Annotated in this window: 11 protein-coding genes; 7 read left to right on the top strand and 4 right to left on the bottom strand. The window is 73.5% G+C overall.

Translation table 11 applies throughout. The features are described from left to right. Positions 1 to 17 precede the first annotated feature (17 nt). Positions 18 to 1,235, top strand: coding sequence for a GNAT family N-acetyltransferase (locus ACQEVU_RS48615; protein ID WP_433336906.1), 1,218 nt, complete (start codon positions 18 to 20; stop codon positions 1,233 to 1,235). Here ACQEVU_RS48615 and ACQEVU_RS48610 read toward each other — a convergent pair. Further along, positions 1,232 to 2,098, bottom strand: coding sequence for a sigma-70 family RNA polymerase sigma factor (locus ACQEVU_RS48610; RefSeq protein ID WP_433336904.1), 867 nt, complete (start codon positions 2,096 to 2,098; stop codon positions 1,232 to 1,234). The genes ACQEVU_RS48615 and ACQEVU_RS48610 overlap by 4 nt on opposite strands. Before the next feature lie 123 nt (positions 2,099 to 2,221). On the opposite strand from ACQEVU_RS48610, the gene ACQEVU_RS48605 reads away from it, so the two are divergent. After that, entirely contained in the window at positions 2,222 to 2,674 is a 453-nt protein-coding gene (locus tag ACQEVU_RS48605) for a carboxymuconolactone decarboxylase family protein (protein ID WP_433336902.1), read from the top strand. On the opposite strand, the gene ACQEVU_RS48600 is transcribed toward ACQEVU_RS48605, so the two are convergent. Continuing rightward, positions 2,675 to 3,613, bottom strand: coding sequence for an STM4015 family protein (locus ACQEVU_RS48600; protein ID WP_433336900.1), 939 nt, complete (start codon positions 3,611 to 3,613; stop codon positions 2,675 to 2,677). It lies immediately after the preceding gene. A 334-nt stretch (positions 3,614 to 3,947) separates the two neighbouring features. Beyond that, positions 3,948 to 4,616, bottom strand: coding sequence for a class I SAM-dependent methyltransferase (locus ACQEVU_RS48595; RefSeq protein ID WP_433336898.1), 669 nt, complete (start codon positions 4,614 to 4,616; stop codon positions 3,948 to 3,950). 55 nt (positions 4,617 to 4,671) lie between these two features. Between ACQEVU_RS48595 and argS the strand changes: the two genes are divergently transcribed. The 3 genes from argS to ACQEVU_RS48580 all read left to right on the top strand — a co-directional run bounded on the left by argS (position 4,672) and on the right by ACQEVU_RS48580 (position 8,969). Next, positions 4,672 to 6,273 (top strand): arginine--tRNA ligase, encoded by a 1,602-nt coding sequence (argS, locus tag ACQEVU_RS48590; RefSeq protein WP_433336896.1) that lies wholly within the window; start codon positions 4,672 to 4,674, stop codon positions 6,271 to 6,273. 68 nt (positions 6,274 to 6,341) lie between these two features. Further along, positions 6,342 to 6,842: a hypothetical protein gene (locus tag ACQEVU_RS48585; protein WP_433336894.1), complete on the top strand. Its 501-nt coding sequence runs from the start codon at positions 6,342 to 6,344 to the stop codon at positions 6,840 to 6,842. A gap of 45 nt (positions 6,843 to 6,887) precedes the next feature. Next, positions 6,888 to 8,969 (top strand): tetratricopeptide repeat protein, encoded by a 2,082-nt coding sequence (locus ACQEVU_RS48580; RefSeq protein WP_433336892.1) that lies wholly within the window; start codon positions 6,888 to 6,890, stop codon positions 8,967 to 8,969. Here the strand turns inward: ACQEVU_RS48580 and ACQEVU_RS48575 are convergent. Next, complete coding sequence (locus ACQEVU_RS48575; RefSeq protein ID WP_433336890.1) at positions 8,966 to 10,537, bottom strand: methyl-accepting chemotaxis protein; 1,572 nt, start codon at positions 10,535 to 10,537, stop codon at positions 8,966 to 8,968. The genes ACQEVU_RS48580 and ACQEVU_RS48575 overlap by 4 nt on opposite strands. Before the next feature lie 81 nt (positions 10,538 to 10,618). Between ACQEVU_RS48575 and ACQEVU_RS48570 the strand changes: the two genes are divergently transcribed. Together ACQEVU_RS48570 and mgrA are read left to right on the top strand one after the other, a co-directional pair. Beyond that, positions 10,619 to 11,614 carry a suppressor of fused domain protein gene (locus ACQEVU_RS48570; protein ID WP_433336888.1) on the top strand — a complete coding sequence of 332 codons (996 nt, stop codon included), beginning with the start codon at positions 10,619 to 10,621 and terminating at the stop codon, positions 11,612 to 11,614. A 45-nt stretch (positions 11,615 to 11,659) separates the two neighbouring features. Then, the gene (gene mgrA / locus ACQEVU_RS48565; RefSeq protein ID WP_433339706.1) at positions 11,660 to 12,649 is read left to right on the top strand and encodes an L-glyceraldehyde 3-phosphate reductase; all 990 of its coding nucleotides are present in this window, start codon (positions 11,660 to 11,662) and stop codon (positions 12,647 to 12,649) included. Positions 12,650 to 12,822: the final 173 nt, after the last annotated feature.

The raw sequence follows: 12,822 nt of genomic DNA, 5'->3' as shown, positions 1-12,822 counted from the left end.
GCTGCTACGTTGGCGGCATGGTGCGGACGTGGAACCTGCGCCCCGCCACGGCGGCGGACGCGGACCGGTTGGCCGGGATCAAGGCCGTCGCGATGCGGGCCGACCTCGAGCGCATCGACCGCTTCGACCCCGAGCGGGCCCGGCGATGGTTCCTGCGGGACTTCGTGCCGGCCAACACCGACGTCATCGAGGTCGACGGCCGCGTTGCCGGCTCGATCGCGGTGCGGCCCGAGCCCGATGCACAGTGGATCGAGCACTTCTACCTCGACCCGGCGCTGCACGGCCAGGGCATCGGCGGCGCGGTCCTGGGGCGGGTGATGGCCGCCCACCGCGACGCCCGGCCGTTCCGCCTCGCCATCATCCGCGGCAGCCGGGCCCGCCGCCTGTACGAGCGGCACGGCTTCAAGTACGCCTACGACGATCGCAACGGCTTCGACGAGGTGTTCGACGCCGCGGGCGACGGCGGGTACCTCCTGGTGAACGCCCAGGCCGAGGCGGGCGCCCGCTTCGGGGCGCTGGCCGAGCTGTTCGACCCGTCGACGTTCCGGCACTTCGAGGCGCTCGGCGTCGGGGCGGGGTGGCGCTGCTGGGAGGTCGGCGCGGGCGGGCCGAGCGTGCCGGCCTGGCTCGCCGCGCGGGTCGGAGCGAGCGGGCGGGTCGTCGCCACCGATCTCGACGTCTCGTGGCTGCCGGCGGGGGCCGGATACGAGGTGCTCCGCCACGACGTTGGCGCCGAGCCGCCGCCGGGGGAGGGCTTCGACCTGATCCACGCCCGGCTCGTGCTCGTGCACGTGCCGCGGCGGGACCAGGCGCTGGCCGCCATGGTGTCGGCGCTGCGGCCCGGCGGGTGGCTGCTGCTCGAGGAGGCCGACCCGGCGCTGCAGCCGCTGGCCTGCCCGGACGAGTGGGGGCCGGCCCAGGAGCTGGCCAACAAGCTCAAGCACGACTTCCGCTCGCTCATGGCCGGGCGGGCCGTCGACCTCGCCTACGGGCGCACGCTGCCCCGGCGGCTGCGCGCGGCCGGGCTCGCCGACGTCGCCGCCGACGCGTACTTCCCGGTCACCGGGCCGGCCTGCGCCCGGCTGGAGCGGGCGACCGTGGAGCAGATCCGGGCCCGGCTCACCGCGGCCGGGCTGGCCACCGACGAGGAGATCGACGCCCACCTGGCCAACCTCGACGCGGGCCGGCTGGACGTCGCCACCTCGCCGATGATCTCGGCCTGGGGCCGGCGCTAGTAGTGCCGGACGATGTCCAGCCGCGCCAGCTCGTCCGGGTCGGCGATCACCTCGATGGCGAGGATCCGGCCGCCGCTGACGACGAACGTGAGCGCGAGCAGGTCCCGGCCGCCGACCACGACGACGGCGCCGCTCTCGCCGTCGATGTCGGCCGGGCGCGCGCCCTGGGCGCGGCCGGAGAAGAACGCGGCCACCACCTCGGCGCCGCGGGGCTCGCCGGTCGAGCCCATCCGGGCCGCGGCCTCGTCGGCGCGCATGACCACGTCGGGGTCGAGCAGCCGCAGCAGCGTGGCCATGTCGCCGGTGCGCGACGCGGTCAGGAACGCATCGACGATGTCCCGGCGGGTCTGCCGGCCCGCGGCGGCGTCCGGCCCGTCGGCCTGGACGCGGCGGCGGGCGCGGCTGGCGAGCTGCCGGGCGGCGGCCGGGCTGCGCCCGACGACGACCGCGATGTCGTCGAACGACACCCCGAACATGTCGTGCAGGACGAACGCCAGCCGCTCGGTCGGGGTCAGGGTCTCCAGCACAACCAGCAGCGCCACGCCCATCGAGTCGGCCAGCAGCGCCTCCTGCTCCGGGCCGGCGTCGGCGGCCGGGGGCTCCTCGGGCCGGGCCTCCAGCGGCTCCTCCCGCCGGCTGGTGCGCGAGCGCAGCATGTCCAGGCAGATCCGGCCCACGACGGTGGTCAGCCACGCGCCGAGGTTGTCGACGCCGCCCGCGTCCGCGCGGGTGAGCCGCAGCCAGGCCTCCTGTACGGCGTCGTCGGCCTCGCTCGCCGAACCGAGCATCCGGTGGGCCACCGAGCGCAGCCGCGGCCGCAGTTCCTCGAACCGCTCGGCCAGCCGGTCGTCGCCGTCGTGCATGAGCGCGCCTTTCGTCCATTTTGTGGCCTACGCCACATTGGTCACATGCCCCGGGGTTGGGCCGTCGTACCAGCGACGAAGCAAATCGCTGCGATGTGACAGCGCTACCGAAGGAGACGGCAAATGACGTCCCGGCTCAGCAACACCACTCCCAACCCCGACATCACCAAGGCGGTCAACCTGCTGTACAAGGCCGCGCACTCGACCGGCGTGCCGAACGCGACCCTGGAGCTGGTCCACCTGCGGGCCAGCCAGATCAACGGCTGCAGCCCGTGCGTCGACTCCGGCGCCCGCGCGATGCGCAAGAGCGGCGAGACCGACGAGCGGATCTTCTCCGTCGCCGCCTGGCGCGAGACGCCGTACTACACCGACGCCGAGCGCGCCGCCATGGCCCTGGCCGAGGCCGCGACCCGGCTCGCCGACCGGTCCGACCCGGTGCCCGACGACGTGTGGGACGCCGCGGCGAAGCACTTCAGCGAGGAGGAGCTGGGCGCGATCGTGCTCTGGATCGCCACCACCAACTTCTTCAACCGGCTGAACGCGACGACCCGCACGCCCGCGCCGCAGAACTGGTGACTACTCGGCGACGGCCGTGTACCGCCCCCACTCCTGCTCGACCTGCTGGTCCGTGACGTCGACGGCGACGCCCGGCAGCTCCTCGACGACCCGGCTCGCGAACGGTTGCGACAGGAAGTTGTGGTGCAGATCGAGGCGGCGCAGGTGGGTCAGCGGCTGCCCGGCCAACAGGACCTCGACGCCGGCGTCGTCGAGCACGCCGAGGGAGAGATCCAGCTCCTCGAGGCGGCCGACGACCGGCGCCCCGGCCAGTGCCGCGGCGATCCGGTCGGCGATCTCGGCGTTGCGCAGCCCCAGGCGGCGCAGCGCCGGGAACCGGCCCCCGCCGAGCAGCGGCTCGAGGTCGGCGACGTCGGCGTCGCCGCCGTAGTTCTGCACGCCCAGCCACAGCTCCAGGTGCTCGAGCGCGGGCAGATCGCAGTCGACGACCGCGCGCACCACGCCGGCCGGCAGCCCGCCGGACTCGAACGCGAGGGAGCGCAGGTGCTCGTGGCGCACGGGTGTGAGCCGCAGCCCCTCGCTGCCGCGCACGCGCAGGGTGTGCAGCCGCGGATAGGCCTCCAGCAGCGGCGTGATGTCGTCCTGGCGGATCCAGGAGGCCTCGCACTCGTCGGAGAGGATGTCGCCGAGGAACAGCGCCTCGAGCGAGGTGAGGCGGTCGGCGGCCGCGCACAGCTGGGCGATCGGCGGGTCGGCGAAGGCCGCGTACCCCCACGAGCCGAGCACCAGCGCGTGCACCGCGGAGCAGTCGATGCCGTCGAGGAACCGGTCGAACTCGGCGGCGAACTTCGGGTCGAGGCCCTCCGGGGTGCTGCCGTCGAAGTCCCAGAACGAGAAGCGCCAGGCGGCGGGGGCGTCGACCTCGGGCAGCGGCTCGCCGGCCTGTGCGTCCACCACCGGCCGTCCGGCGAACGTCGTTGCGTGCTGGGAGAAGCTCACCGCCCGAACCTAACAGCAACGCCCGGGAAGCAAGCGCCGGTGTGACGGCCGGCCCGCCGTGCGCTCACCTCGAAGTGTGAGCGGGCGATCCCCGTCACCGCGGTTACCTTGCGAACCATGCAACGGTTCTTGCGAATGGCCGTGACGGCGGGGATTTGCTTCGTGCTCATCGTGGCCGGCCCCGGAGTACTGCCCGCCTGGTCCTGACCCACGCGCGGCCGCACGGGTCGATGGATGACATCCGTCATGCCGGCGGTGTGATCGGTGGCAGGCGGCTCGCAGGGCGCCCGGCCATAGCTTCATGTGCATGACCGAGAAGACCATCGCGGCCGGCTCAGTCCTCCTCGAGGCCGCCGCCCTCGTGCTGCTGTGGCTGCCGGGTCGCCAGCAGGTAGCCCTGGGGCGTTGACTCGGTGCCCGCCGGGGCGCGCTCGCCCCGGAACGTCAAAGCGAAGCCCGCCGCCGCCAGCAGCTCGACGAGATCGTCAGGTTGCTGGCGGTACCACGTCACCTTCAGACCCATGTCGTCCACTATGGACGGACGATACGCGGCGTCGCCGATCTGGAACGTCAGCATGAGCACGCCGCCGGGGCGCAGCACGCGGCGGAACTCCGCCAGGGCGCGCGGGCGCTCCGGCCACGGAACGTGGATGAGCGAGTAGCAGGACAGCAGGCCCGCCAGGGAGGCGTCCGGGAGGTCCAGGCGCAGCATCGAGCCCTGTTCGAAGCGCAGCTGCGGGTGGGCGCGGCGGGCGGCGGCGAGCATGCCCGGCGACAGGTCCACGCCGAAGGCGTCCACTCCCAGGTCGTTGAGCAGCCGCGTGATGACGCCGGCGCCGCAGCCGACGTCGGCGACCGGGCCGGGCTCACGCAGTACCGTATCCGCGAAGGCTTGGAAGAGCGCGCGGTCGATCGGCCGGTCCTCGGGCGCCGAGCTGGACTCGGCCAGGTGGGTCACCGAAAGCCGGTCGTAGGCGAGGCGGGTGCCCTCTTCGAAGTCCACGACCGGACTGTAATTGAGCGGCGGCAACGGGGCCGCTTCGGTACCGTACGGGGGCATGGCTGACATCGGCACCCTGCTGCGGGACAGGCTCGCGGCCGCGTTCGAGACCGTGACCGGATCGACCGTCGACCCCGTGCTGCGCCGATCCCAGCGGGCCGACTTCCAGGCCAACGGCGCCCTCGCGCTCAAGGACCGGTCCGTCGCCGCGGAAGTCGTCGCGGCCGCCGGGCTGGGCGACCTGTGCTCGCGGGTCGAGGTGGCCGGACCGGGCTACATCAACCTGACCGTCGCCGACGAGACGCTCAACCGGATGCTGGCCGCGACGGCCGCCGACGAGCGGCTCGGCGTGTCCACTGTGGAGCCCGAGACGGTGCTGGTGGACTATTCGGGGCCAAACGTCGCCAAGGAGATGCACGTCGGGCACCTGCGCTCGACCGTCATCGGCGACGCGGCCGCGCGGGTGCTGGAGTTCCTCGGGCACCGGGTGATCCGGCAGAACCACATCGGGGACTGGGGCACCAACTTCGGCATGCTCGTCGAGCACCACGTCGAGGGCGGCGTCATCGACGAGCGCAACCTCAGCGCGTTCTACGCCGGCGCGCGGGAGCGTTTCACCGAGGACGACGGGTTCCGGGACCGGGCGCGGCGGCGGGCGGTCGCGCTGCAGGACGGCGACCCGGAGACGGTCGCGCTGTGGCGCTCGTTCGTCGGGATTTCGCGGCGGTACCTCACGGGCGTCTACGACCAGCTCGGCGTCCGCCTGCGGGACGAGGACATCGCGGGCGAGAGCGACTACGTCGGCGCCCTCGACGGGATCGTCGCCGAGCTTCAGGCCAAGGGGCTTCTGCACGACAGCGACGGCGCCCTGTGCGCGTTCCCGGAGGGGTTCAACGGCCCGCTCATCGTGCGCAAGAGCGACGGCGGCTACGGGTACGCCGCGACCGACCTCGCCGCCCTGAAGTACCGCTGCCGGACCCTCGGCGCGACGAGGCTGCTCTACGTCGTCGGCGCGCCCCAGCGGCAGCACCTGGAGATGGTCTTCGCCGTCGGTCGGGCGGCCGGCTGGCTCGTCCCCCCGGCCCGGGCGCAGCACGTGTCGTTCGGCTCGGTGCTCGGCCTCGACGGCCGGATGCTGCGCAGCCGGACCGGCCGCGCGGTGCAGCTCGCCGAGCTGCTCGACGAGGCGATCTCGCGGGCGCGGGCGCCCGAGATTGCGATGGGCGCGCTCAAGTACGCCGACCTGTCCACCGACCGCAACAAGGACTACGTCTACGACCCGCAGCGGATGCTCGCGTTCACCGGCGACACCGGCCCCTACGTGCAGTACGCCAACGTCCGGGCCCGCTCGATCCTGGCCAAGGCCGGCGGGGACGGCCCCCGGCGGGAGTTCGCCGTCGCCGGCCCGGTCGACCACGCGCTCGCCGTGGAGCTGCTCGGATTCCCGGGTGTGGTTGCGCAGGCCGGCGAGACGCTCGAGCTGCACCGGCTGGCCGGTTATCTGCACGACCTGGCGGCGGCGTTCACGACGTTCTTCGAGCGGGCCCCGGTGCTGCGGGGGCAGGAGCGGGAGGGCCGGCTGGCGTTGTGCGAGCTGACTTCGCGCACCCTGCGCACCGGCCTTGACCTGCTCGGCATCCAGGCCCCCGATCGGATGTAAGACTGCGGCCTCGGCCTCCCGTTGTTACGCTCCGGTGTCCGGCAATCCATATTGGGAGGATTTTGATCGTGCGACGGCTACTGTCCGTGGCTCTCATGGCCGCTCTCGTCAGCGGTGCCGCGGCCTGTGAACAGTCTGACGACAAGTCCAACTCGGCGGCGTCGACGGGGGCCGCGGCCTCGGCGAGCCCGTCCGTCGACGTCACCGGCAACACGAAGACGGTGTGCGACAAGGCCAAGGCGCTGCTCACCGCCGACAACGTCAGGCCGATCGGCGAACAGATCGGCCTCATGATCCAGGCGCGGCAGTCGAAGAACAAGACGGCCGAGACGGCGGCGATGGCCAAGACCAAGGAGCTGGCCGACGCCCTGGCGCAGAAGGTCCGCGGCCTGCAGCAGGAGGCCGTCGACCCGAAGCTGCAGGCGGGGCTGGGCAAGGCGGCGGACGGCGTCGCGCTGTTCGGCACGCCGGAGTACCTGCAGAAGATCAACTCAATCGACGACATGGGCAAGATGAGCACCGACATCAGCGCGGCGGGTCAGGATCTCGAGACGGCCTGTAACGCCTGACGTCATTGCGCGCTGGATTTGGTGCGCTGTGGCAGGCTCTCGGGGGTGGTAGATCCATCGGGTGTCGCCACCCTCGATGAGCTGGCCGACCTGCTGCGCGACCTGCGACGCCGGCAGGCGCGGCGGGCTCGCTCGTCGCCGTTGACGTTCGACGAGCTCGCCGCGCGCACCGGCTGGCCGCACGCGGCGATCGGCGCATACTTCGCGGGCCGGGCGCTGCCGCCGGCCGAGCGCCTCGACACCCTGCTGCGACTGCTCGGCGCCAGCCCGGCCGAGTCCGGCGCGATCGCCTCGGCCCGCTCCCGCATCGCCGAGCCCCGCCCGGCCGCGGCGTCCGACGGCATTTCCGCGTCCCCGGCCCCGGAGCTGGTGCTGCCGGCCGACCTCGCCGGGTTCGCCGGGCGGGCCGGCGCCATCGCCCGCCTCGACCGGCTGCTGCCCGGCGCCCGGGCCGTGGTCATCGGCGGCGCGCCCGGCGCCGGCAAGACCGCCCTTGCCGTCCACTATGGACACCGGGTGGCCGGCCGGTTTCCCGAGGGCGCGCTGTTCCTCTCCCTGCGCGGCTCCGACCCGGCCGGGCCGCTGCCCGCCGTCGAGGCCCTGCGCATGCTGCTCGCCGCGCTCGGCGTCGCCCCGGCCGACATGCCGCTGGGGGTGGCCGCGCGCACCGGGATGTACCGTGCGCTGACCGCCCGCCGCGGCGTGCTCCTCGTGCTCGACGACGCCGCCGGACCGGCCCAGGTCCGACCGCTGCTGCCGGCCGCCGGCGACAGCGTCGCCCTCGTCACCGGCCGCGGCGGCCCGCGGTTCGCGGCCCGCCTCGACGAGCCCGAACTGGCCCTCGACGCGCTCGACCGCACCGAGGCCCGGGCCGTGCTGGCCGGGCGGATCGGCGCGGAGCGCACCGCGGCCGAGCCGGCCGCCGTCGACCGGATCATCACGGAGTGCGGCCGGATGCCGATGGCCCTCGCCATCGTCTCCGCGCGCGCCGCGCTGCACCCGGAGCTGTCGCTGGCCGCCGTGGCCGACGCCCTCGCCGGCTCGGGCGCGCTCACCTGGTCGTACGAGCTGCTCTCCCCGCCGGCGCAACGGCTGTTCCGCGCCTTCGGCGTGCACCCCGGCCCGGATGTGGGCGCGGACGAGGCCGCGGTCCTCAGTGGACAGTCCGATGTAGACGCGCTGGCCGAGCTCGCCCGGGCGCGACTGGTGGTCGAGCACCGGCCCGGACGGTTCGCGATGCACGCCCTGCTCCGGGAGGACGCCGCCGCCCGCACGCCCGACGCTGAGCGGGCCGAGCTGGCCGACCTCATCGTCGCGCACCACGCGGGCTCGCCGTCGGCGCCGCTGCCGGTGCTCGCCCTGGCCATGCGCCGGGGCCGGTACGGCGACGCCGGGCGCATCGCCGACGCCGTCGACGGCCCGCTCGACGCCGCCGGGCGCTGGGACGACCGCATCGCCGTGCAGGAGACCGCGATCCGCGCCGCCGAGCGGCTCGGCGACCCGGCCCTGCTGGCCCGGGCCCAGCGCGCGCAGTCGGCCGCATACCTGCGCACCGGCCAGCACGAGGCGGCGCTGCGCCGGCTGCGCGAGGCCGCCGACTGCTTCCACGCCCAGGGCGAGCCCGCGGCCGCGGCGCGCTGCCGGCACGATCTCGCCGCGGTGCTCGAGTCGATGGCCCGCTTCGCCGAGGCGATCGTCCACGACGAGCTGGCGCTGGCCCTGTTCCGCCGGGCCGGGGACGAGCCGGGCCGGGCCGCCGCCCACGCCGCGGCCGCCTGGCACTACACGCAGATCGGCCGGGGCCCGGAGGCGGTCACGCACGGCGAGGCCGCGCTGGCGCTGCGCGAGGCGCTGGGCGACCCGCACGAGGAGGCCGTGGCCCTGGCGCACCTTGGCCGGGTGCACGCCGCGCTGGGCGACTACGAGCGGGCCGTGGACCGCTACCGGGACGCCCTCGAGCGCTTCACCGCGCTGGGTGCCCGCCTGGACGAGGCCGAGACCGCGACCCGCCTGGGCGACGCGCTGGAGGGGGCGCCGGCGATCGGGCTGTGGCGCCGCGCCCTGGCCATCTACGAGCGCCTGCACCACCCGGCCGCGGCCACCGTGGCGGCGCGGCTCGGTTTTTAGTACCGGAAGCGCTCCACCAGGCTCTGCAGGCGCCCGGCCATCGAGGCGAGCTCCGCGGTGGCCGCGCGGGTCTGCCCCATGCCGCTGCTCGTGGTGCGCGACGCGTCGGCCACGCCGGAGATGGTCGCGGCGATCTCGTCGGTCCCGGACGCGGCTTGCGACACGTTGCGGCTGATCTCGCCGGTCGTCGCCGTCTGCTGCTCCACGGCCGCCGCGATCGTCGTCTGGTACTGGCTGATCTCCCCGATGACCGAGCTGATCTGCCCGATCGAGGCGGCCGCCGCGCGTGCGTCCGTCTGGATCGCCCCGACCCGGCCGGCGATGTCCTCGGTCGCCTTCGCCGTCTCCTGGGCCAGCTCCTTCACCTCGTTGGCGACCACCGCGAAGCCCTTGCCGGCCTCGCCCGCCCGGGCCGCCTCGATCGTCGCGTTGAGTGCCAGCAAGTTGGTCTGCTCGGCGATGGAGGTGATGAGCTTGAGCACGTTGCCGATCTCGGCCGAGGAGCTGTCCAGCTGGGCCACGGTCCCCGACGCCGCCTCCGCCGCCTGCACCGCCGCCGCGGCCACGGTCGCCGCCTGTGCGGCCGACTGGGCGATCTCGCGGATCGAGGCGGACATCTGCTCGGCGCCGGCGACCACGCTGTGCACGCTGCCGGCCACGTGCCCGGCGGCGGCCGCGACCGAGTCCGAGCGCGACGACGTGGTCGCCGCCGTCCGGGCGATCTCCTCGCTGGTCGTGGCGAGCCGGTCGGCCGCGCCGGACACGCCGCCCGCGCAGTCGGCGGCCGCGCGGATCGTCTCGCGGGTGCGGGCCGTCGCCGCGTCGAGGGCGGCCGACATGCGCCCGATCTCGTCACGGGCGCCGGTCGCCGCCACGCCGGTCAGGTCGCCCTCGGCCAGGCCGGTCAGCACGGTGCCGACCCGGCGCAGCGGCCCGACGATGCGCCGCACGGTGAGCACGGCGACGGCGCCGCCCAGCAGTACACCGGCGGCGAGCGCGGCGATGAGGGCGGCCCGCGCATTGTGGTACTCGGCCCGCGCCGCCGCGACGCGCTCGGCCGCCCCGTCCGCCTCGGCCTTCGCCGCCGTGTCGAGCGCGCCCATCGCCCGGGTCACGATCGCGTTCGCCTTGTCCTGGGCGACCTTCTCGAAGGTGTCGACGTCGTCGCGCTGGGCGGCCGGCAGCTGCTCGGTGTCGCGGACGTTGCGGTACTCGTCCCAGTCGCGGCGGAACTGCCCGATCGCGTCCTGGTCGGTGGCGGTCGACGCATACTCGGCGAGGGCGGCGGCCACGGCGCTGTCGGCCGCGTTGAGCTTCTGCAGGGCCGATGCCTTGTCCCGCGACAGCGCGACGTCCCGGATCGCGATGCGGGCCTGCAGCGCCTTCGCGCGCAGGTCGGCCAGCAGCAGCGCCGGGCGGAGGTTGTCCTGCTCGATCGCCTCGCCGTGGGCGTACACGGCGGCCAGGCTGGACACGCCCACGAACCCCGCGACAACGGCGGCGACCGTGAAGAGTCCGCACGTGATGAAGATTTTGACGGCGACGGGACGATCGGCGAACCAGCCCATGCTTGGCTGATCGACCGGCCGGGGACGCGCTCAAGGATTTCCGCTTATGCCGAGTCGTCGATGAGCGGGTTTAATCGCGATATGACCTCCGACACGCCCGGCCGGGACGCGATCGACGCGGCACTCGAGCGGCTCTACCCCGGACCCGAGCCCCTGCGGTGGACGGTCGGCGACCTTGCACCGCTCGACCGTGTCCGCTTCTACCGGCGGGTGGAGCCCGTCCCGCACTGGCACGCGGTGTCGTACGGCATGAGCGAGCTCTACGGCAAGCAGTCCGACAACCCGGACGAGTCCGGCTGGGGTTTCGAGTTCACGTTCCGCCTGCGCCGCGAGCCGGGCGAGGCTGAGCCGCCGGTGTGGGCCGCCAACTTCCTGCAGAACCTGGCGCGGTACGTCTTCGAGACCGGCAACTGGTTCGAGCCGAACCACCACATGGACCTCAACGGCCCGATCGCGCTGGAGCAGCGCCACACGCTCATCCGCGCGGTCGCCTTCGCCGAGGACCCGGAGCTCGGCACGATCGAAACATCCAATGGCACTGTGCAGTTCCTGCAGGTCGTCGGGCTCACCCCGGATGAGTACGAGGCGACGCAGGCCTGGAGCGTGCGCGACTTCCTCGAGCTGATGGCCCGCCGGGTCCCGCTGCTCATCACCGATCTGCGCCGCGCATCGCTGCTCGACGACCCGGAGGTGGTCGTGGCGGTCGAGGAGGGCCGGCGGATCGACGGGTCGTCCACCGCCACCCTGGCGCTGAGCGAGTTCGGCTGGCGCCCCGACGGCGATCTCGTCCGTCTCGTCCTCGGCGCCCACGTCGCCGACCGGGTGGCCAAGACGCTGCTCGGGCGCCTGCCCTTCGGCCGCCCGCTGCGCCTGGACGGCCCCGAGAGCAGCGCCGAGTTCTCGTCCGGCAGCTTCTCCGTCGGTACGGCGGAAGACGCCGACGATCGCCTCATCGTGGTCCTCACCGACGAGGCCCTGGACACGCTCGTGCAGGTCCTGGTGCCCGAGCCCGGGGTCCGCGCCGCCATGGAGCCGCTGGTGGTGGAAATTGTGCGGACGGCCGGCCCGCGCTCGTAAGTTGGGTCCGTGACGTACACCGCCGATTCCTCGCGTTATGAGCGCATGCAGTACCGCCGCAGCGGCCGCAGCGGGCTGAAGCTGCCGGCCGTTTCCCTCGGGCTGTGGCACAACTTCGGCCACGGCCGGCCGTTCGAGGGCCACCGCACCCTCGTGCGGCGCGCCTTCGACCTCGGCATCACCCACTTCGATCTGGCCAACAACTACGGGCCGCCCTACGGCTCGGCGGAGGAGAACTTCGGCCGGATCATGGCCAGCGACTTCCGGCCGTACCGCGACGAGCTCGTCATCTCCACGAAGGCCGGCTACGACATGTGGCCGGGGCCCTATGGGGAGTGGGGGTCGCGGAAGTACCTGCTGGCCAGCCTCGACCAGAGCCTCAAGCGGATGGGGCTGGAGTACGTCGACATCTTCTACTCGCACCGCTTCGACCCCGAGACGCCGCTCGAGGAGACGATGGGCGCGCTGGACGCGGCGGTGCGGCAGGGCAAGGCGCTCTACGTCGGCGTCTCCTCCTACTCGCCGGCCAAGACCGCGGAGGCCGCGGCGATCCTGCGCCGGCTCGGCACCCCGGCGCTGATTCACCAGCCGTCGTACTCGATGCTCAACCGCTGGATCGAGGACGGCCTGCTCGACGTGCTCGAGCGCGAGGGCATCGGCTGCATCACCTTCTCGCCGCTGGCGCAGGGCATGCTGACCGACCGTTATCTGCACGGCGTACCGGAGGGATCCCGGGCGACCGAGAACAGCTCGCTGTCGGCGGACTGGCTCACCGAGGACAACCTCGCCAAGATCCGCGCGCTGCACGAGATCGCCGCCGGCCGCGGCCAGAGCCTGGCCCAGATGGCGCTCGCCTGGACGCTGCGCGACCCGCGGGTCACCTCGACGCTGATCGGCGTGAGCAGCGTGGCCCAGCTGGAGGACAACGTGGCGGCGCTGTCCGGCCTGGAGTTCACCGCCGACGAACTCGAGGCGATCGACCGCCACGCGACGGAGTCCGGCATCAACCTCTGGGCGCGCTCCAGCGCCGAGTGACTTTCTCCCGGTTTGAGGCCCCTTGACATAGAGGGGCCTCTTTCTTTTGCGCATTGACACGTGGCGTTCCGGGTCCTAACGTTCTCACGCAACAGCGGTGTTAACCACAGTTACTTCCTCTGTTGCGCGCTCCGGCACCGGGGCGCTGGGCTGAGCCTCCCCGCCCTGGTGCC

Source organism: Dactylosporangium sp. CA-139066 (genome assembly GCF_050936175.1).
Taxonomy (GTDB): Bacteria; Actinomycetota; Actinomycetes; order Mycobacteriales; family Micromonosporaceae; genus Dactylosporangium.
Note: the sequence above shows the minus strand (reverse complement) of the source record. Positions and strands in the feature narration are given on the sequence as shown.